Annotated in this window: 19 protein-coding genes; 8 read left to right on the top strand and 11 right to left on the bottom strand. The window is 68.0% G+C overall.

Annotated features, from left to right (window positions below; translation table 11 throughout):
- Window positions 1-43: 43 nt before the first annotated feature.
- Complete coding sequence (locus tag AC5RWG_RS01425) at window positions 44-778, bottom strand: beta-ketoacyl-ACP reductase (RefSeq protein WP_494167082.1); 735 nt, start codon at window positions 776-778, stop codon at window positions 44-46.
- 117 nt (window positions 779-895) lie between these two features.
- Here AC5RWG_RS01425 and AC5RWG_RS01420 point away from each other — a divergent pair, with 117 nt between their 5' ends.
- From AC5RWG_RS01420 to AC5RWG_RS01410, 3 genes are read left to right on the top strand one after another with little or no spacing between them, the layout of a single operon-like run.
- Complete coding sequence (locus tag AC5RWG_RS01420; protein WP_494166261.1) at window positions 896-1495, top strand: DUF3099 domain-containing protein; 600 nt, start codon at window positions 896-898, stop codon at window positions 1493-1495.
- Window positions 1492-1722: a hypothetical protein gene (locus tag AC5RWG_RS01415; protein ID WP_493999662.1), complete on the top strand. Its 231-nt coding sequence runs from the start codon at window positions 1492-1494 to the stop codon at window positions 1720-1722. Before AC5RWG_RS01420 ends, AC5RWG_RS01415 begins: the two co-directional genes overlap by 4 nt.
- On the top strand, window positions 1723-2622 hold the full coding sequence (locus AC5RWG_RS01410; RefSeq protein ID WP_494166260.1) for an SURF1 family cytochrome oxidase biogenesis protein: 900 nt from the start codon (window positions 1723-1725) through the stop codon (window positions 2620-2622).
- 161 nt (window positions 2623-2783) lie between these two features.
- Here AC5RWG_RS01410 and abc-f read toward each other — a convergent pair whose 3' ends face one another.
- Window positions 2784-4382, bottom strand: a complete 1599-nt coding sequence (gene abc-f / locus AC5RWG_RS01405) for a ribosomal protection-like ABC-F family protein (protein WP_493999660.1) — start codon at window positions 4380-4382, stop codon at window positions 2784-2786.
- Window positions 4383-4527: 145 nt separating this feature from the next.
- Between abc-f and ypfJ the strand changes: the two genes are divergently transcribed.
- Window positions 4528-5427: a KPN_02809 family neutral zinc metallopeptidase gene (gene ypfJ, locus AC5RWG_RS01400; protein ID WP_494074519.1), complete on the top strand. Its 900-nt coding sequence runs from the start codon at window positions 4528-4530 to the stop codon at window positions 5425-5427.
- A 43-nt stretch (window positions 5428-5470) separates the two neighbouring features.
- Here the strand turns inward: ypfJ and AC5RWG_RS01395 are convergent, their stop codons facing one another.
- The 7 genes from AC5RWG_RS01395 to AC5RWG_RS01365 all read right to left on the bottom strand — a co-directional run bounded on the left by AC5RWG_RS01395 (window position 5471) and on the right by AC5RWG_RS01365 (window position 11448).
- Complete coding sequence (locus AC5RWG_RS01395) at window positions 5471-6304, bottom strand: Pr6Pr family membrane protein (RefSeq protein ID WP_494166259.1); 834 nt, start codon at window positions 6302-6304, stop codon at window positions 5471-5473.
- A gap of 85 nt (window positions 6305-6389) precedes the next feature.
- Window positions 6390-6719 (bottom strand): metal-sulfur cluster assembly factor, encoded by a 330-nt coding sequence (locus AC5RWG_RS01390; RefSeq protein WP_493978517.1) that lies wholly within the window; start codon window positions 6717-6719, stop codon window positions 6390-6392.
- A gap of 2 nt (window positions 6720-6721) precedes the next feature.
- Entirely contained in the window at window positions 6722-7483 is a 762-nt protein-coding gene (sufC, locus tag AC5RWG_RS01385) for a Fe-S cluster assembly ATPase SufC (protein ID WP_493999656.1), read from the bottom strand.
- A 59-nt stretch (window positions 7484-7542) separates the two neighbouring features.
- Window positions 7543-7902, bottom strand: a complete 360-nt coding sequence (locus AC5RWG_RS01380; protein WP_493999655.1) for a non-heme iron oxygenase ferredoxin subunit — start codon at window positions 7900-7902, stop codon at window positions 7543-7545.
- Entirely contained in the window at window positions 7902-9185 is a 1284-nt protein-coding gene (gene sufD, locus AC5RWG_RS01375) for a Fe-S cluster assembly protein SufD (RefSeq protein ID WP_494013932.1), read from the bottom strand. Before sufD ends, AC5RWG_RS01380 begins: the two co-directional genes overlap by 1 nt.
- A complete protein-coding gene (sufB, locus tag AC5RWG_RS01370; RefSeq protein WP_493999653.1) occupies window positions 9185-10669 on the bottom strand; it encodes a Fe-S cluster assembly protein SufB in 1485 nt (494 codons plus the stop codon). The genes sufD and sufB overlap by 1 nt, the downstream gene beginning before the upstream one ends.
- Complete coding sequence (locus AC5RWG_RS01365; RefSeq protein WP_494109226.1) at window positions 10669-11448, bottom strand: helix-turn-helix transcriptional regulator; 780 nt, start codon at window positions 11446-11448, stop codon at window positions 10669-10671. Before AC5RWG_RS01365 ends, sufB begins: the two co-directional genes overlap by 1 nt.
- Window positions 11449-11546: 98 nt before the next feature.
- On the opposite strand from AC5RWG_RS01365, the gene AC5RWG_RS01360 reads away from it, so the two are divergent.
- From AC5RWG_RS01360 to AC5RWG_RS01350, 3 genes are read left to right on the top strand one after another with little or no spacing between them, the layout of a single operon-like run.
- On the top strand, window positions 11547-12497 hold the full coding sequence (locus AC5RWG_RS01360) for an ABC transporter ATP-binding protein (protein WP_494109225.1): 951 nt from the start codon (window positions 11547-11549) through the stop codon (window positions 12495-12497).
- Window positions 12494-13240, top strand: a complete 747-nt coding sequence (locus AC5RWG_RS01355; RefSeq protein ID WP_494023132.1) for an ABC transporter permease — start codon at window positions 12494-12496, stop codon at window positions 13238-13240. The genes AC5RWG_RS01360 and AC5RWG_RS01355 overlap by 4 nt, the downstream gene beginning before the upstream one ends.
- Before the next feature lie 4 nt (window positions 13241-13244).
- Window positions 13245-14180, top strand: a complete 936-nt coding sequence (locus AC5RWG_RS01350) for a COX15/CtaA family protein (protein WP_494166258.1) — start codon at window positions 13245-13247, stop codon at window positions 14178-14180.
- An 88-nt stretch (window positions 14181-14268) separates the two neighbouring features.
- Here the strand turns inward: AC5RWG_RS01350 and AC5RWG_RS01345 are convergent, their stop codons facing one another.
- Together AC5RWG_RS01345 and AC5RWG_RS01340 are read right to left on the bottom strand one after the other, a co-directional pair.
- A complete protein-coding gene (locus tag AC5RWG_RS01345) occupies window positions 14269-15207 on the bottom strand; it encodes a dihydrodipicolinate synthase family protein (RefSeq protein ID WP_494023134.1) in 939 nt (312 codons plus the stop codon).
- A gap of 107 nt (window positions 15208-15314) precedes the next feature.
- On the bottom strand, window positions 15315-16274 hold the full coding sequence (locus AC5RWG_RS01340) for a heme o synthase (RefSeq protein WP_493978526.1): 960 nt from the start codon (window positions 16272-16274) through the stop codon (window positions 15315-15317).
- A 406-nt stretch (window positions 16275-16680) separates the two neighbouring features.
- Here AC5RWG_RS01340 and tkt point away from each other — a divergent pair, with 406 nt between their 5' ends.
- The gene (tkt, locus tag AC5RWG_RS01335) at window positions 16681-18786 is read left to right on the top strand and encodes a transketolase (protein ID WP_494023135.1); all 2106 of its coding nucleotides are present in this window, start codon (window positions 16681-16683) and stop codon (window positions 18784-18786) included.
- The last annotated feature ends 8 nt before the right edge of the window (window positions 18787-18794 follow it).

Genomic DNA, 18794 nt, shown 5'->3' with positions numbered 1-18794 from the left:
TCGAGAGCCGACAAAACGCAGGCCGAACACCTGCCCGAGCTGCCTAGTGGCCCATTCCCAGTCCGCCGTCCACCGGGATCACCGCGCCGGAGATGTAGGCGGCTTCGTCGCTGGCAATCCAGCGGACCACCTTCGCGACTTCTTCGGGTTCGGCGAAGCGGCCGGCCGGGATGGACGCCAGGTAGTTCTTCTGCGTGTCTTCCGGCAGCACGGCCGTCATTTCCGTGTTGACGAAGCCCGGGGCCACCACGTTGGCGGTGATGTTGCGCGATCCGAGCTCGCGGGTCAGCGAACGGGCGATGCCCACCAGGCCGGCCTTGGACGCGGCATAGTTGATCTGGCCGGGCGACCCGTAGAGGCCCACAACCGAGGAGATCAGCACCACGCGGCCCTTCCGCAGCCGGATCATGCCCTTGGAGGCCCGCTTGATCACCCTGAACGCACCGGACAGGTTGGTGTCCACCACGCTGGTAAAGTCTTCTTCGCTCATCCGCAGCAGCAGCATGTCGCGCGTGACGCCCGCATTTGCGACCAGGACCTCCACGGGACCGTGGGCAGCCTCGACCTCGGTGAAGGCAGTGTCCACGGACCCGGCATCGGTCACATCGGCCTTCACACCCAGGAGTCCGTCGGGAACCTCGCCGCTGCGGTAGGTGATCGCCACCTTGTCCCCGTTCGCTTCGAAGGCCCGGGCAATCGCCAGCCCGATTCCCCTGTTGCCGCCCGTGACCAGCACGCTGCGGCCGGGCTGCTGTTCGTTGCTCACTCTTACCTCCATCACGCTGCTGTTTTCCTATGGAATCCTAGCCCGGGATATCCGCCGCCCGGTCATCGTCGCGCGGCTTTAGACATTCCGGCCATCGTGGGAGAATTGATACAGCCCTGATGGAGTGTGATGAGCAAGCAGCCTGACGAGAAGCCGGAAGTCCTGAGCATTACGGACGTCCCCGAAAGCCATACCGATGAGATGCACCGGCGCATGGTCCAGTACACGCTCGCCATGGGTATCCGGCTGGCCTGTTTGCTGCTCTTCTTCTTCATCGACAGCTGGTTCCGCTGGTTCTTCGTGGGCGGCGCCGTTTTCCTGCCGTGGATCGCCGTGATCATCGCCAATGGCGGCAGCGACAAATCGAACCTGCAGCACAGCACCGCCCTGCTGGACCAGGCGCCGCAGCCGGAGTTGGAGGCCCCCTCCGCCCGGGCGGGAGACGCAGGGGCCGACCCGGACGAAGTCCTCACCGGCGAACTTATCGACGACGCCGGGCAGGGACCGGACGGCAGCCCCGGCCCGTCCTCCCCGCCCGTCCGCCCCGCCTCCGACCGGTCGGAGCCGCAGGGCCCGGCCCCGACGGCGGCCGACGCACCCGCCGCAGCCGACGCTCGAGCCCCAGGGGACGTTCCTGCCGACGGTCCCCAGGCCGACGACCAGCCGTCCGCGTTTCTCGGAAACCTGAGCCCCGTCACCAAGCGGCGCCGGCGGAAGGCGGCCGCGTGAATCTTCTGGACCAGCTCGGCGGCGGGCTGGCGGCCGACTCCCCCGTCTGCTCGCGCAAGGGCTGCCGTCAGGCCGCGCAGTGGCAGCTGCTGTGGAACAACCCGAAAATCCATACCCCCGAGCGCCGCAAAATCTGGCTGGCGTGCGGTGGACACCGGGAGTGGCTGCAGGACTATCTCATCCAGCGCAGCCTCTGGCGCGAAACGCTCCCCTTGGAAGGTGCCTGAATGTCCTACCGATTCCTGCTCAGCGGCAAGTGGCTGGGCTGGCTGCTGATCGTTGCCCTGCTGGCCGCGGTGTGCGTGCTGCTGGGCAACTGGCAGATGGACCGCCGGGACCAGGCGCGCGACGTCATCGCAGCGGTGGAGAACAATTACGACGCCGATCCGGTGCCGTTCAGCGAGGTGCCGGACATCTTCGCCAGCGCCGATGACGCGGTGGAATGGACGCCGGTGGTCCTCGCCGGCGAGTACGACGACGCCGGGCAGCGGATCGTGCGCAACCGCCCGCTGAACGGCCGGCCTGGCTACGAGGTACTTGTCCCGCTGCGCCTCGAGGACGGCAGCGCCGTGGTGATCAACCGGGGCTGGCTCCCGATCGGCAACCACCAGGCCGGCCATCCGGACACCATTCCCGCCGCCCCGGAAGGCGACGTCACCGTCGTCGCGCGGGTCAAGCCAGGCGAAGGCCCGGTCAGCCGCGGGGCCCCGGACGGCCAGCTCGCGTCCATTAACCTGGACGCCTATGCGGCCGAGCTGGGGTACCCGGTGCATACGGGCAGCTACGGCCTGATGGCGTCGGAATCCCCCGCCGCGGCCGTACAGCCCGTGCAGATCCCCAAACCGGCCATCGACGAGGGACCGCACCTGTCGTACTCCATGCAGTGGTACGCCTTCGGTGTGCTCCTGTTTGTCGGCTACGGCTATGCCGCCCGCCAGCAGGCGCACCACAGCCGGTACGCGGAAGAAGAGGAGGCGCTGAGCGGATACCACCAGGCCAATCCGGCGCCGCGCGCCGCTGCCCCGAAACGCCGGAGCAAGCGGCCGACGGCCGAAGAAGAGGAAGACGCCCTGCTGGACGCCCAGGGGTTCCGCACCGACGGCACCCTGCTCAGCCGCGACGACTGAACTGCAGCGCCGTCTATAACCGAAATTGCACGGCGCTTAGCGGTCGCAGCTACCCGGCCTTCGCAAGCTCAGACCGGGTCCCTCGCTGCTCCCTTGCGCTCGTTCCTCGCTCGGCGATGCGCGCCTAGGCAATTTCGATTGCGACGGCGCTGTGCCCGGCATCAGGCCAGCGTGACCAGGTCCAGGTAGTCCTCGTTCCAGAGGTCTTCGACGCCGTCCGGCAGCAGCACGACGCGCTCCGGGTTCAGGGCCGCCACGGCCCCTTCGTCGTGGCTCACCATGACGACGGCGCCGCTGTAGTTGCGCAGTGCGCCCAGGATTTCCGCCCGGCTGGCGGGGTCCAGGTTGTTGGTCGGCTCATCCAGCAGCAGCACATTGGCCGACGACGCCACGATGGTGGCCAGGGCGAGCCGGGTCTTTTCGCCGCCGGACAACACGCCCGCGGGCTTGTTCACGTCGTCCCCGGAGAACAGGAAGGAACCGAGGATGTTCCGCACCTCGGCATCCTGCAGGTCGGGGGCGGCCGAGCGCATGTTCTCCAGCACGGTCCGGTCCACGTCCAGGGTTTCGTGTTCCTGGGCGTAGTAGCCGATCTTCAGTCCGTGGCCGGGCAGCACATCGCCGGTGTCGGGGGTGTCCACCCCGGCCAGCATGCGCAGCAGCGTGGTCTTGCCGGCGCCGTTCAGGCCCAAAATCACCACGCGGGAGCCGCGGTCGATGGCCAGGTCCACATCCGTGAAGATCTCCAACGAGCCGTAGGACTTGCTCAGGCCTTCGGCGGTGAGCGGAGTCTTGCCGCAGGGTGCGGGATCGGGGAAGCGCAGCGCCGCCACCTTGTCCTGTGCGCGCACCTCGTCCAGGCCGCTGAGCAGGCGTTCGGCGCGCTTGGCCATGTTTTGGGCCGCCACCGCCTTGGTGGCCTTGGCGCGCATCTTGTTCGCCTGGTCCATGAGGACCTGGGCCTTTTTTTCGGCGTTGGCGCGCTCACGCTTGCGGGCCCGCTCGTCGGTCTCGCGCTGGGACAGGTAGCGCTTCCAGTTCATGTTGTAGATGTCGATGGTGGCGCGGTTGGCGTCCAGGTGGAACACCTTGTTGACGGTCGCTTCCAGCAGCCCGGTGTCGTGGCTGATCACGATCAGGCCGCCCTGGTGGTTTTTCAGGAACTCGCGCAGCCAGCTGATCGAGTCGGCGTCGAGGTGGTTGGTCGGCTCGTCGAGGAGCATGGTGTCGGCACCCGAATACAGGATCCGGGCCAGCTCGACGCGGCGGCGCTGGCCGCCGGACAGCGTCCGCAGGGGCTGGTTCAGGATCCGCTCCGGCAGGGCCAGGTTGGAGGAGATGGCGGCCGCCTCGGCCTCGGCGGCGTAACCGCCGCCGGAGATGAACTCGGCCTCCAGCCGGTCGTAGCGGCGCATCGCCTTGGCCTGGACGTCGGCGTCGGTGCTGGCCATGTCCGACTGCGTTTCCCGCAGCTTGCGGGTCACCACGTCGAGGCCCCGCACCGAGAGGATCCGGTCGCGGGCCAGCTGTTCCATGTCGGGGGTGCGCGGGTCCTGGGGCAGGTAACCGATTTCACCGGTGCGCACCACGGTCCCGGCGGCAGGCATGCCTTCTCCGGCGAGGACGCGGGTCAGTGTGGTCTTGCCGGCGCCGTTGCGGCCCACCAGCCCCACCTTGTCGCCCTTGTCCACACGGAAGGACACCGCCTCCATGAGCAGACGGGCCCCGGCACGCAGCTCAAGATCGTTGACGGTAATCACAGTGGAAGCCTTTCGAAGGGGTGCGGGAGGGATGCCCGGGCGCCGTCCAGACGGGACGGGCGGAAATCAACCTTTCCAGTCTACCGGCAACCCAAGCCGTCCCCACCCCTCCGCCCCGCTCTGATCGGACGGTTATCCTAGGCGAATGAGTTTCTCCCGCGGCTCCCAGTTGGATACGTCACAGGTTCAGGACCGCCGCGGCGGCCTGGGCGGCAAGATCGCCATCGGTGGCGGCGGCCTCCTGGTCCTCATTGCCAGCCTCCTGGGCGTTTCGCCCGAAGTGCTGGAAGGCTTCGGCCTGGGCGCCGGCCAGGAACAGCAGCAGCCGGGTGGTTCGGCCCTGCAGGAAGAATGCCGCACCGGCGCCGACGCCAACGAGCGCACCGACTGCCGCATCGTGGGGGCCGTCAACAGCCTCAACGATTTCTGGGCCGGCTATCTCCCCCGCTACAACATGCGGTACCCGGCCCCGCAGACCGTCCTGTTCGACGGCGGCGTCAGCACCGGCTGCGGCAGGGCCAGCAGCGCGGTGGGCCCGTTCTACTGTCCATCCGACCAGACCGCGTATTTCGACACCTCCTTCTTCACCGAACTGACCACCCGCTTCGGCGCCAGCGGCGGGCCGCTGGCCGAGGAATACGTGGTGGCGCACGAGTTCGGGCACCACATCCAGAACCTCACCGGTGCCATCGACTACGCCCGGCAGGATCCCCAGGGACCCGAATCCGGCGCAGTCCGGGTGGAACTGCAGGCGGACTGCTATGCCGGGGTGTGGGCCGGCAACGCCACCGAGCAGATCGACGAACGGACCGGGGAACCCTTCATGCAGCCGCTGACCCAGCGGGACCTGCAGGACGCCCTCTCCGCCGCGGCCGCCGTCGGCGACGACCGCATCCAGCAAGCCGCCGCGGGGCAGGTCAACCCCCACACCTGGACGCACGGCTCCAGCGAGCAGCGGCAGCGCTGGTTCCTGCACGGCTACCGGACCGGCGACGCCGGCCGGTGCGATACGTTCTCGGCCCCGGACCTCGACCGACCCGCCTGACGCAGGTGCGAAGGCTGCAGGTCCCGGACGCAGCCCGCGAAGGCTACAGGTCCCGTGGATCCACGGGGTCCGCCTCCCGGATGCCCGCGGCAAACGGCGGTGCACCCCCGGAGACCCCGGCCGGCGGGGTGCCCCCGGAGGCCCCGGCCATGCCCTCGTCGGGATCCCCGGGCCCGAATCCCGGAAGATATCCGTCGGGCTCGCGGCCCATCGTCGTGTCCAGCAGCAGGAACACCATGCCCGCCCCCAGCCAGACCAGGATCAGGCCGATGCCCGTCATCAGCAACTCCCCCGGCCCCGCCGTCCCGGGGCTGTACGGCAGCCAACCCGTCGCGGCACCCCTGATGCCCGTCCAGAGCAGCCAGAAACCGGGGAAGGCCAGCCCGACCGTCACGGCGCCGGCGCCGATGCGGGGCCGCGGACCAAAGATGAGCCAGCCGGTCACGACGACGACGGGCAGCACGTAATGCAGGAGCCGGTCCGCCATCACCCAGGCAGCGGTCAGCCCGGCGGCTTCGGGAAAGCCCCGGAACGGGGTGAACTGGGCCAGGAAGACCAGCAGCATGGCCGCCAGGGTGGCGGCCCGGGCTGCCCGCCAGAGCCGTCCCCCGGCCGTGGTCGAATCCATCAGCAGCGTCAGGCTCACCACAAAAACGAGCAGCGCGGCCTGCACCCCCGGGGCGCTGGCGTAGTTCCACCAGGCATGCGCGGCGTCGGCGCCATAGCCGGGCGCCGCCGGCACGGCTGTGATGCCGACGGCGAGGCCCACGACGGCCAGCAGGGCGGTCAGGCCGTGGTAGGCGGCGGCGACGTGAACCTCGTCATAGCGTCCCCGCCGCCGCTTCGTTGCCGCACTCGACGCACTCGACGCACTCATGACCCGATCCTAGCCCGCGGGACGGCGTCAAGACAGGAGCGGACCGGCCACCCGAAGGTGACCGGTCCGCCGTCGATTCGTCGAATCAGATATTGAAGCCGAGGGCGCGCATCTGGTCGCGGCCGTCGTCGGTGATCCGCTCCGGACCCCACGGCGGCATCCATACCCAGTTGAGGCGCCACTCGTCCACCACGCCGTCCAGCGCCTGGCCGGTCTGCTCCTCGAGGACATCGGTGAGCGGGCAGGCGGCGGTGGTCAGCGTCATGTCGATGAGCAGGGCACCGTCGTCGGCGTACTTCAGCCCGTACAGCAGGCCGAGGTCCACGATGTTGACGCCCAGCTCAGGGTCGATGACGTCCTTGAGCGCTTCCTCGACGTCCTCCAGGGACGTCTGCGGGGCTTTGGCTTCTGTCATGATCAGGCCTTCGCTGCTGTCAGGTAGCGGTCGTAGCCCTCTTCTTCGAGACGGTCGGCCAGTTCGGGGCCGCCCTCTTCGGCGATGTGGCCATCCACGAAGACGTGCACGAAGTCGGGCTTGATGTAGCGCAGGATGCGCGTGTAGTGGGTGATGAGCAGGGTGCCCATCGCGCCGCCGGCATGCACGCGGTTGTGGCCTTCGGAGACCACCTTGAGCGCATCCACGTCCAAACCGGAGTCGGTTTCGTCCATGATGGCGAACTTGGGCTTGAACAGTTCGAGCTGGAGGATTTCCACGCGCTTCTTCTCGCCGCCGGAGAAGCCCTCGTTCACGTTGCGCTGGGCGAAGTCGGCGTCGATGCGCAGCTGGCTCATCGCTTCCTTGACGTCCTTGGTCCAGGTACGCAGCTTCGGGGCCTCGCCGTCGAGGGCGGTCTTGGCGGTCCGCAGGAAGTTGGTCATGGTCACGCCGGGAACCTCGACCGGGTACTGCATGGCCAGGAAAAGGCCGGCGCGGGCGCGCTCGTCAACGCTCATGGCCAGCACGTCTTCGCCGTCCATGGTGATGGAGCCGGAGTCGACGTTGTAGCGCGGGTGTCCGGCGATGGTGGCCGCCAGGGTGGACTTGCCGGAACCGTTCGGGCCCATGATGGCGTGGATCTCGCCGGTGTTGATCGTCAGGGACACGCCCTTGAGGATCTGCTTGCTGCCCTGCTCGGTGTCGATGCTGACGTGCAGGTCCTTGATTTCAAGAGTAGACATCTGTCTGCTTTCTCCTTTGCGCCCGGTGCGGGCGGGCGCCGTTCACGTGATGGAAGTTTTTAGTTGAGGTCCGGGGCAGGCGCCCCGTTGAGGACGTTCGTGACGTCTACGTAGACACTGTCGCCATCGAGCGCCAGCGCGAACACCGGGACGGGTTCGAACGCCGGCAGGCTCAGCGGCTCGCCGGTGCGCAGATCGAACTGTGAACCGTGGCCCCAGCATTCGATCGCGCAGCCTTCGACGTCGCCTTCGGAGAGGGAGACGTCCGCGTGCGAACAGGTGTCCCCGATGGCGTGGAGTTCGCCCTCGGAGTCCCTGACGATGGCTACCGGGTAGTCATCGATCAGGATGCGCACTGCCTGGTTGACCTGTATGTCGGAGGCCTGGCACACCAGTTCGCCGCGCGGCGTCCCGCTCATCAGAGGTTGCCCGCCTCGAGTTCCCGCTCGAGCGCCGCATTGAGGCGCTCTTCGAGGGCGGGCACCCGGATCTGCTGAATGACTTCGTTGAGGAACCCGCGGACCACCAGGCGGCGGGCGACGTCCTGCGGGATGCCGCGCGCCATCAGGTAGAACAGGTGCTCGTCGTCGAAGCGTCCGGTGGTGCTGGCGTGGCCGGCGCCTTCGATCAGGCCGGTCTCGATTTCGAGGTTCGGCACCGAGTCGGCGCGCGCGCCGTCGGTCAGCACCAGGTTCCGGTTTGCCTCGTAGCTGTCGGTGCCCTCGGCTTCCTTGCGGATCAGCACGTCGCCCACCCAGACGGTGTGCGCGTTCTTGCCCTGCAGGGCGCCCTTGTACAGCACCCGCGACTTGCAGTTCGGCACCGCGTGGTCCACGAACAGGCGGTGCTCAAGGTGCTGTCCGGCGTCGGCGAAGTAGAGGCCGTACATTTCCACATCGCCGCCGGTGGCGGTGAACCGGGTGGACGGCGTGACGCGGACGAGGTCGCCGCCCAGGCTGACGGTCACGTGCTTGAACTTCGCGTCGCGGCCCACGCGGGCCTGCTGCGAGGAGGCGTGAACGGCGTCGTCGGCCCATTCCTGCACCGAGACGACGGTGAGGTCGGCGCCGTCCTGCACGTCGATCTCCACGTTCTGCGAGACCGTGGCGCTGCCCTTGTGGTCCAGCACGACGACGGCCTTGGAGAACTTTTCGGCCACGATGACCAGGTGCTGCGCGGACAGCTCGGTGCTGTTGCCTTCCACCACCACGGCGACGCCGGAGTCCAGCTGGGCCTCGGCCGGGATGGTCACCACTGTCGCTTCGCGGAAGGCCTCCCAGGCGGCGGCGGAGACGCGGTCCTCGGGGATGCCGGCGACGCCGATGCGGGCATCGGCGCGGCCGACGGTCTCGACCAGGACGCCGGCCGGCAGCTCGGCGCCTTCGGGGCCGGTGACGGTGACGGCCGGGGCGGTACCGGTCAGCGCGTCGCTCTGCAGGCCGCGCAGGCGCTTGAGCGGCGTGAACCGCCAGTCTTCTTCGCGTCCGGTGAGCGGGCCGAAGTCTTCCGCCTTGTACGAGGTCAGGCGGCCGGCGCGGGAGCTGTCCGGAACACCGACGCCGCCTCCGTGGCTGTGGCTCTTGGCGCTGTCGCCTGCCAGCGGGCCTGCGGCAGCGTTGGCCGGGGAAAGATTTTCGCCTTCCTCCGTGAATCCGTCGATGGCCGGAGCACCGATGCGTGCCTTCTCAGTGATCTCAGTCATTAACCTACGGATCCTTCCATCTGCAGTTCAATCAAGCGGTTCAGCTCGAGGGCGTATTCCATCGGCAGCTCGCGGGCGATCGGTTCGATGAAACCGCGCACGATCATGGCCATTGCTTCGTCTTCGGCCAGGCCGCGCGTCATCAGGTAGAACAGCTGCTCTTCGCTGACCCGGGACACGGTCGCCTCGTGGCCCATGGTGACGTCGTCCTCGCGGACGTCGATGTACGGGTACGTGTCCGAGCGCGAGATGGTATCCACCAGCAGGGCATCGCAGACCACGCTGTTCTTGGTGTTCTTCGCACCCTCGCGCACCTGGACCAGGCCGCGGTAGGCCGAGCGGCCGCCGCCGCGCGCCACGGACTTGGCCACGATCGCGCTGGACGTGTTCGGCGCAATGTGGACCATCTTCGAGCCGGTGTCCTGGTGCTGGCCCGCACCGGCGAAGGCAATGGACAGCGTTTCGCCCTTGGCGTGCTCACCGGTGAGGTAGACCGCCGGGTACTTCATGGTGACCTTGGAGCCGATGTTGCCGTCGACCCACTCCATGGTGGCGCCCTCGTGGGCGATGGCCCGCTTGGTCACCAGGTTGTACACGTTGTTCGACCAGTTCTGAATCGTCGTGTACCGGACGCGCGCGCCCTTCTTCACGATGATCTCGACGACGGCGGAGTGCAGCGAGTCCGAGCTGTAGATCGGCGCCGTGCAGCCCTCGATGTAATGCACGTAGGAGTCTTCGTCGGCGATGATCAGCGTGCGCTCGAACTGGCCCATGTTCTCGGTGTTGATCCGGAAGTAGGCCTGCAGCGGGATGTCGACGTGGACGCCCTTGGGGACGTAGACGAAGGAGCCGCCGGACCAGACGGCGGTGTTCAGCGAGGCGAACTTGTTGTCGCCCACCGGGATGACCGAGCCGAAGTACTCCTGGAAGATCTCCGGGTGTTCCTTCAGGCCGGTGTCGGTGTCCAGGAAGATGACGCCCTGGGCTTCCAGGTCTTCGCGCAGCTGGTGGTAGACGACCTCGGACTCGTACTGGGCCGCGACGCCGGAAACCAGGCGCTCACGCTCGGCCTCGGGGATGCCCAGCTTTTCGTAGGTGACCCGGATGTCCTCGGGCAGGTCCTCCCACGTCTTGGCCTGCTTCTCCGTGGACCGGACAAAGTACTTGATGTTGTCGAAGTCGATGCCGGACAGGTCGGCGCCCCAGGTGGGCATCGGCTTGCGGTCGAAGTACTTCAGGCCCTTCAAACGCAGGTCCAGCATCCACTGCGGCTCGCCCTTCTTGGCGGAGATGTCGCGGACCACTTCTTCATTCAGACCGCGGCGGGCGTTGGCGCCGGCGGTGTCGGCGTCGGCCCAGCCGTATTCGTAGGTCCCGATGCCATGCAGCTCGGGGTTCTTTTCCAGGATTTCGGAAATGGTGGTGTCGGCTACATCGGTCGTCCCGACCGCGTTCCTCATGCTCTGATCCACTTGGTCCGTCATCACGGCCTCTCTTGCAGATTGATGGATACTCGTCTCGTGCCTGTCGCCGGTTCGACGGGTCGAACCGCAGACCTTGTTCGACCCACCGGGATGTGGGTCGTACACACATGTCCCCCGCTGGCCAGCGTGGACAGTCGCCTGACATCCACCCCGAGCAGCCGGGAAAAAACTTCGGTTTCGCTGTCGCAGAAATCCGGGAAATCCGCTGCCAGCTGCTGCACAGGGCAGTGCCCCTGGCACAGCTGAACGGCCAGCATGGTGCTGTGCGGCGCCTGGGTTCCCACCACGTTGGTGGACCCGACGAAGCCGTCGGCGCTCAGCGCCTCCGCCAGCGCCTTGGCCCGCTCTTCAATTCCGGGCCCTGCCGCCTCCACCACCGGGCGGTAGCGTTCTTCCATGTCCCGGTATCGGTTCCGCGCGAACTCAGCGACCGCCTCGCGGCCGGCGGCCTCGCCCAGGGCCGCCAATGCGGTGCGCGCAATATCCAGGTAGTCGTTGCCGAGGCGCGTCTGGCCCTGCCGGCTCAGCACGTACTTGCGGGCCGGGCGACCGGCACCGGTGGCCGAATTCGCGGTGAGCTTGACCTCGATCAGGCCCTTGCGGGACAGCGCATCCAGATGGCGCCGCACGGCCGCGGGCGTGAAGCCCAGTATCTCGCCGAGCCCGGCGGCGCTGACGGGTCCGTGTTCCAAAACGGCATTCAACACCCGGTCCCGGGTCCGCTCCTCGGACTCCGGTGCCTGGGCACGCAAAGAAGCACTACTGGTCATGGAATACACAACACAATCATGACGTATTCTATTCCGCGCTACCAGTAAGGCAGGCCTTAGCGAAGCGTGCTCTGCGTCGACCGCTCTACGTCCCGTAGAATGTTCGGGTGCCTACCTCCGAACCCTGCCTGGACATCCAGGGACTCGTGAAAGATCTGGGACCGGTGGAGGCCCTGGACAACAAGATGATCCGCGTGATCGATGGGGTCCACCTGCGCGCCTATCCCGGGCAGGTCACGGCCTTGCTCGGGCCCAACGGCGCGGGCAAGACCACCACCTTAGCCTGCGCGCAGGGCCTGATGCGCCCCAACGGCGGGACGGTCCGCCTGCTCGGCCAGGATCCCTACCAGGCGGGAGCCGGGCTGCGCAGCCGGGTGGGCGTCATGCTGCAGGAAGGCGGCCTGCCGCAGGCCATCCGGCCGCTGGCCCTGCTCCAGCATGTTGCCGGGATGTACCGGGACCCCCGCAGCGTGGACGAACTGGCGGAGCGGCTGGGTATCAACGGCTTCGCCAACACACCCATCCGCAGGCTTTCCGGCGGCCAAAAGCAGCGGGTCGCGCTGGCCGCCGCGCTGGTCGGCGATCCGGAGGTCCTCTTCCTGGACGAACCGAGCGCGGGCCTGGATCCGCAGTCCCGGGCGGTGGTGTTCGACCTGATCCAGGAACTGCGGGCCGAGGGGCTGGGCATCATCCTCACCACGCATCTGATGGACGACGCGCAGCGGCTGGCCGACTACGTCTTCATCATCGATGCCGGCAGGACCGTGGTGCACGGCACGGTGGCCGAACTCACGGCGGCCACGGACGAGAGCGCCGGCGTCGAACGCCTGCTGACCTTCGATGCCGCCCCGGGCCTGTCCTTCACCCTGCCCGAGCCGTTCGCCGCCGTCGAAAACGTTCCCGGCCGCTACATGGTGGCCGGCCACATAACCCCCGCGCTGCTGGCCGCACTGGCGGCGGAGTGGGCGGCCCACAATGTCATGCCGGCGTCCATCCACATGGCACCGCGCTCACTGGAAGATGTCTTCCTCGATATTTCCGGGAAGGACCTGCGATGAGCGCGCCCGCCGCCTTGTTCCGCCGGATCGCCCTGCAGGGCCGCTACGAGACATTGGGCATGCTGCGCAACGGCGAGCAGTTGCTGATCGCCATCATCCTGCCGCTCCTGGCGCTCATCGGCCTGACCGTCACGCCGCTGCTGGACACCTTCACCGACGACAGGATCGCCATGGCCGCCCCGGGCGTCCTGGCCTTGTGCACGGTATCCACGGCCCTGACCGGCCAGGGAATCGCCACCGGCTTCGACCGCCGCTACGGGGTCCTCCGCTTCCTGTCCACCACGCCGTTGGGACAGAGCGGCCTGATCCTGGGAAAGATCCTCGCCGTGCTGGCCATCATGGTCATCCAGGTGGTGGTGGTGGGCGGGACAGCCCTCGTCTTCCTCGGATGGCAGCCCGCGCTCGGCGGCCTCCTGCCGGCGACCGCGCAACTGGTGCTCGGTGCCGCTGCTTTCACCTCGCTGGGCCTCCTGATCGCCGGTACCGTCCGGCCGGAAGCCACGCTGGCGATCACCAACCTGCTGTGGGTGCTGTTGGCGGCGGCCGGGGGTATCCTCTTTCCGGTGGCCAGTTGGCCCGACGTTTTCGAGCCGGCCGCCCACGTGCTGCCCTCGACGGCCTTGGGCGACGCCCTGCGCAGCGCCCTGATCGACGCGCAGTTCAATCTCACCGCCTCAATCGTGCTGCTGGCCTGGACCGTAGTGGCCAGCCTTGCCGCCATCCGCTGGTTCAAATGGAGCTAAGTCAATGACCACCGCCACCCCGAAGTCCCGCGACCTCAAGGATCGGCTGCCCGTCTCGGTCACTCGAACCGTGCACGGGCTGGCCATCGCCTCGCTGGTATCGCAGATGGGCATCATCATCACCGGCGGCGCCGTGCGGCTGACCAAGTCCGGCCTGGGCTGCTCCGAGTGGCCCAACTGCGTGCCCGGTTCGATGACGCCGACGCCGGAGATGGGCATCCACGGGCTGATCGAATTCGGCAACCGCACGCTGACGTTCATCCTGGTCATTATCGCCGTGGCCATGCTCGTGTCGCTGTGGCGGATGCGCCGTTCGCACCGCACCCTGTTCGGCCTGGCGGTGGCCCTGCTGTGCGTCATTCCGGTGCAGGCCCTGATCGGCGGCATCACCGTATGGACCGACCTTAACCCGTGGGTGGTGAGCCTGCACTTCCTGGCCTCGGCGGCACTGGTGGCCGTGGCCACGCTGCTGGTGAACCGCACCGGCATGTACCTGCGCGGCCGCTCCGCCGTGGCCGTCGCTCCGGTCCCGCGCATCCAGGCAACCCTGGGCTGGACCATCGCCGCTACCTCCGCTGCCTCCATCCTGCTGGGCACGATCGTGACCGGCACCGGCCCGCATGCCGGCGACGCCAGTGCCCCGCGGCACGACTTCAGCGCCGACCTGGTCACGCGGATCCACGTGGTGCCGGTCTACCTGCTGGTCGCGGCCATAGTGCTGGCGCTGGTGCTCGCCTACCGCCGCGCCACCTCCCCGCAACTGCGCACCGCTCTTTGGTGGCTGGCCGCCGTGGTCGTGCTGCAAGGCGGCATCGGTTACCTCCAGCACTTCACCGGCCTGCCCGTCGGCCTCGTGCTGCTGCACATGCTCGGGTCCGCCCTGCTGACCGTCGCGGCCACGAACGTCTGGGACCGTTCGACGGGCAAGTTCCCGCTCTAGTCCGCCGGTCGACGGGCAAGTTCCCGCTCTAGTCCGCCGGTCGACGGGCAAGTTCCCGCTCTAGTCCGGCCGGGCGGCGGGGCGGGCGCTACTGTCCTGCCGGCGCCCGGTTTGCCGGGCGGAACGCCTCGATATCCTCCAGGAGGCGCGCGAGTTCGCGGCGGCTGCTCCCGGGCAATGGGTGCAGCGGCAGCCGCGGATCGCCCGCATCGATCCCGGCGGCCCTCGCCAGCGAGTAGAGATTGCTGAGCGGGCGCAGCGACGCGAAATAGGCCATGAGCGGAGCCAACGCGGCCCGTGCCGCGGCGGCGGTTTCCTCATCGCCGGTTACCACGGCGTCGCGCAACACCCGGTAATGCGCCGGCAACACGGCGATCGGCCCGCCGTGCCACGCGTCGGCCGCGAAGTCGGCGTCGGCGATCAGCGCGTCGCCGCTCATGCCGTGGCTGAAGTCGCCGGCCCCGACCGGCAGCAGGCCGCGGAGTTCTTCATATCGGCCGCGGAATACTTCGGCGGAGGGTGCCGATTCTTTCACGGCCACGATGTTGGGTTCCGCGGCCAGCTCGGCCACGAGCTCCAGGCTGAAGCTGAACTGCGTGGTGCGGGGATTGCTGTACAGGCAAACGGGGAGGCCGGACCGGCGGGCAGCCGCAACACACTGGGCCGCTACTTCCTCGTCCGTCAGGGGATAGTAGGACACCGTGGAGACCAGGAGGCCGTCGGCACCGGCCGCGTTGGCGTCGTCGATGTTCTGCAGGAGTTCACGGGTGCCCACCGCGCTCACGCCGACGCACACCGGCAGCCCGGGCCGGACCGCCTTAACCGCCTCCACCGCCGCCGTGACGACATCCCGTCGTTCCGCGCGGTCCAGATACGCGAAGTTGCCCGAACTGCCCAGCACCGTGATCGCGTCGACGGGCGCCTCGCTCACGGCCGCGATATGGCGGATCAGCTCCGGGAGGTTGACGCCGCCGTCGTGATGGAAGGGGGTCACCGGATAGGCAATCAGGCCGCGGAAGGGATTCATGCCGCAATCTTAGGGCAGCAGGGCCGCCCCCGCAGGGCCCGGCACGGGGCAGCAGGGCCCCCGGCGCACCGCCGGGAGGCAGCAGGCCGGCGTCGGGCGGGTTGCGCCTAGCCGAAGACGGGACCGCCGATAAAGGGATCCAGGGCCAGGGCCAGGAACAGCACCGTGAGGTAGCTGATGGAACCATGGAACACGCGCATGGCGCTCTTGTTCGTGACGGCGGTGCTTTCGGTTCCGCGCTTGGTCAGCGCGTAGAGCCGGTGCGATTCGTAGACGAACCAGGAACCGCTGAGCAGGGCCACGATGGTGTAAACCCAGCCGGCGCCGCCGACCGGAGCCAGCAGCAGCGAGCAGACCAGGGTGGCCCAGGCATAGAGGACAACCTGCACGGAGACCTGCCGTGCGCTGGCGATCGCGCCGAGCATCGGCACGTTGGCCGCGTTGTAGTCGTCGCTGTATTTCATGGACAGCGGCCAGTAGTGCGGAGGCGTCCACAGGAAGATGACCATGAACAGGATCACCGCCGGCCACGCCACCGTGTTGGTCACCGCGGCCCAGGCGATGAGCACGGGGAAACACCCGGCGGCGCCGCCCCAGACGATGTTCTGCGAGGTGCGGCGCTTGAGGATCAGCGTGTAGATCACGACGTAGAAGAAGATCGCGCCGACGCCCAGCATGCCGGCCAGCGGATTAGCCCCGAACCAGAGGAGCGCCACGGCCACCACGGCGAGCACCCAGGAGAACACCAGCGCCTCGCGCGGAGTCAGTTCCCCGGTCACGAGCGGGCGGTTCTCGGTCCGGTGCATGAGCTTGTCCATGTCCCGGTCGATGTAGCAGTTAAAGGACCCGGCCGCGCCGGCGGCGAGGGCACCGCCGACCATCGTGGCAGCCATCAGCCAGAGGTCGGGGAAACCGCCCTGGGCGAAGATCATGGTGGGCAGGGTGGTCACCAGCAGAAGTTCCATCACGCGGGGCTTCGTGAGCGACAGGTAGGCCTTGGCCTTGCGCGAGAAGCCGGGCTTGGCCGGAACGGCCAACGCCTGGTCCGGAACGGTCTGGATATTCAAGGAAAAACCACTCAGTTCTGCTGGAGTTCGTCTGACACACGAAAGCGCCCAGCCGTTAAGGACGGGCCAAGGTGCACCTACATCATACTCCTTCTATGTCTCGTAGAAACCGGTTTCCTGCCCGTGGAAACGGGTGTCGCCCGCCCTCGCCGAAACCAGCGCGGGCCCGGGGCGGCCGCTGGCGTCAAACAGTGACCGCTGTGACTGCTGGCACTGCACCACGTCCTGCGCATTGCAGACGCAACGGATAGAGTGGGGAAGGAGCGCCAATCCGCGGTTATGGGCGCAACAAGCTTGAGGCAGCAACAACGGCGAATGGCCCAATCGGTCCGCGGCCACGGCTGTTTTCCGGACCGTCGGCTGCCGCCTAGACGTAGATCAGAAAGGGGCCCACCCGGTGCCACACATGGAAGATCAGGAATTGTCCTGGACATCGCTGGACCAGCGGGCGGTGGACACGGTGCGTGTCCTCGCTGCGGATGCAGTCGAGAAGGTCGGCAACGGCCACCCCGGCACCGCCATGAGCCTGGCCCCGGCCGCGTACCTGATCTTCCAGAAGTTCATGCGCCACGACCCCACCGATCCGCACTGGGTGGGGCGCGACCGGTTCGTCCTCTCCCCCGGCCACACCTCGCTGACGCTGTACATCCAGCTGTTCCTCTCCGGCTACGGCCTGGAACTGGAGGACCTGAAGGCGCTGCGGACCTGGGGATCGCTCACGCCGGGCCACCCGGAGTACAAGCACACCCCGGGTGTCGAGATCACCACCGGCCCGCTGGGCCAGGGGCTCGCCTCCGCCGTCGGCTTCGCCTATGCGCAGCGCCGCACCCGCGGCTTGTACGACGCCGATGCTGCCGCCGGCGAGAGCCCGTTCGACCACACGGTCTGGGTGATCGCGTCCGACGGCGACCTGCAGGAGGGCGTCACGTCGGAGGCCTCCTCCCTGGCCGGCCATCAGGAGCTGGGCAACCTGGTGGTGCTCTACGACGACAACAAGATCTCGATCGAAGACGACACCGACATCGCCTTCAGCGAAGACGTGCTCAAGCGGTACGAGGCGTACGGCTGGCACACCCAGCGGGTCGACTGGACCGAGACCGGCGAATACGTCGAAGACGTCCCGGCCCTGTTCGAGGCCTTGAAGGCTGCGAAGGCCGAGACGTCCCGGCCCTCGATCATCTCGCTGCGCACCATCATCGGCTGGCCCGCCCCCAAGAAGCAGAACACCGGCAAGATCCACGGCTCCGCCCTGGGTGCCGAGGAGGTCGCCGCCGTCAAGGAGGTGCTCGGCTTCGATCCGGAGCAGCATTTCGCGGTCGAGCCGGAGGTCCTGGATCACGCCCGGCAGGTGGCCGTCCGCGGCAAGCAGGCCCGCGCGGACTGGGAGTCCGGCTACCAGGCCTGGCGCGAGGCCAACCCGGAGAACGCCGCGCTGCTGGACCGTGTGCAGGCGTCCGAGTTGCCGGAAGGCTGGGAGGCGGCGCTGCCCGAGTTCCCGGCCGGCAAGGACGTCTCGACCCGGGCCGCCTCCGGCAAGGTGCTCAACGCCATCGGCCCGGTGCTGCCGGAGCTGTGGGGCGGTTCGGCGGACCTGGCCGAGTCCAACAACACCACGATCGAAGGCTCCCCGTCGTTCGTTCCCGAGTCGCGGCAGACCGATATGTGGTCCGGCGGGCCGTACGGCAGGGTGCTGCACTTCGGCATCCGCGAGCATGCGGCCGCTTCCATCGTGAACGGCATTGTGCTCAGCTCCAACACCCGCGCCTTCTCGGGCACGTTCCTGATCTTCAGCGACTACCAGCGGCCGGCCATCCGGCTGGGCGCCCTGATGGGCGTTCCCTCCATCTATGTGTGGACGCACGATTCCATCGGGCTGGGTGAAGACGGACCGACCCACCAGCCGGTGGAGCAGCTGGCAAGCCTGCGTGCCATTCCGGGCCTCGACGTCGTCCGCCCGGCCGATGCCAACGAGGTGGCGCAGGCCTGGAAGGCCGTGCTGGAGAACCACAGCAACCCGGCCGGCATCGTGCTCACCCGGCAAAACCTGCCCGTCTACGAGCGCGGCGAGAACGGCTTCGCCTCCGCCGAGAACGTGGCAAAGGGCGCCTACGTGTTGGCCGAGGCGCAGTCCGGCGGCACGGACACGACGCCGCAGGTGATCCTGCTCGCCACCGGTTCCGAGGTGCAGCTGGCCGTCCAGGCCCGCGAAACGCTGCAGGCCGACGGCATCGCCACCCGCGTGGTCTCCGTCCCCTGCCTCGAGTGGTTCAACCGGCAGGACCCCGCCTACCGCGAGTCCGTACTCCCGGCCGGCATCAAGGCCCGCGTGTCGGTTGAAGCCGGCATCGCGCAGTGCTGGGACGGCCTGGTCGGCGACGCCGGCCGCAGCGTGTCCCTGGAGCACTACGGCGCCTCCGCCGACTACAAGACCCTGTTCCGCGAATTCGGACTCACGGCCGAGGCTGTTGTCGAGGCCGCCCGCGACTCGCTCTCCCAGACCACCGATTCCTAAGGAGGACG

The sequence above is a fragment of the Arthrobacter sp. Y3221160 genome (assembly GCF_059092585.1).
Note: the sequence above shows the minus strand (reverse complement) of the source record. Positions and strands in the feature narration are given on the sequence as shown.

Excerpts from the sequence above, each read along its gene's own strand:
- AC5RWG_RS01425 (WP_494167082.1), bottom strand. The coding sequence starts at position 778 with ATGGAGGTAAGAGTGAGCAACGAACAGCAGCCCGGCCGCAGCGTGCTG.
- AC5RWG_RS01420 (WP_494166261.1), top strand. The coding sequence starts at position 896 with ATGAGCAAGCAGCCTGACGAGAAGCCGGAAGTCCTGAGCATTACGGAC.
- AC5RWG_RS01410 (WP_494166260.1), top strand. The coding sequence starts at position 1,723 with ATGTCCTACCGATTCCTGCTCAGCGGCAAGTGGCTGGGCTGGCTGCTG.
- ypfJ (WP_494074519.1), top strand. The coding sequence starts at position 4,528 with ATGAGTTTCTCCCGCGGCTCCCAGTTGGATACGTCACAGGTTCAGGAC.
- AC5RWG_RS01395 (WP_494166259.1), bottom strand. The coding sequence starts at position 6,304 with ATGAGTGCGTCGAGTGCGTCGAGTGCGGCAACGAAGCGGCGGCGGGGA.
- AC5RWG_RS01390 (WP_493978517.1), bottom strand. The coding sequence starts at position 6,719 with ATGACAGAAGCCAAAGCCCCGCAGACGTCCCTGGAGGACGTCGAGGAA.
- sufC (WP_493999656.1), bottom strand. The coding sequence starts at position 7,483 with ATGTCTACTCTTGAAATCAAGGACCTGCACGTCAGCATCGACACCGAG.
- AC5RWG_RS01380 (WP_493999655.1), bottom strand. The coding sequence starts at position 7,902 with ATGAGCGGGACGCCGCGCGGCGAACTGGTGTGCCAGGCCTCCGACATA.
- sufD (WP_494013932.1), bottom strand. The coding sequence starts at position 9,185 with ATGACTGAGATCACTGAGAAGGCACGCATCGGTGCTCCGGCCATCGAC.
- sufB (WP_493999653.1), bottom strand. The coding sequence starts at position 10,669 with ATGACGGACCAAGTGGATCAGAGCATGAGGAACGCGGTCGGGACGACC.
- AC5RWG_RS01355 (WP_494023132.1), top strand. The coding sequence starts at position 12,494 with ATGAGCGCGCCCGCCGCCTTGTTCCGCCGGATCGCCCTGCAGGGCCGC.
- AC5RWG_RS01350 (WP_494166258.1), top strand. The coding sequence starts at position 13,245 with ATGACCACCGCCACCCCGAAGTCCCGCGACCTCAAGGATCGGCTGCCC.
- AC5RWG_RS01345 (WP_494023134.1), bottom strand. The coding sequence starts at position 15,207 with ATGAATCCCTTCCGCGGCCTGATTGCCTATCCGGTGACCCCCTTCCAT.
- tkt (WP_494023135.1), top strand. The coding sequence starts at position 16,681 with ATGGAAGATCAGGAATTGTCCTGGACATCGCTGGACCAGCGGGCGGTG.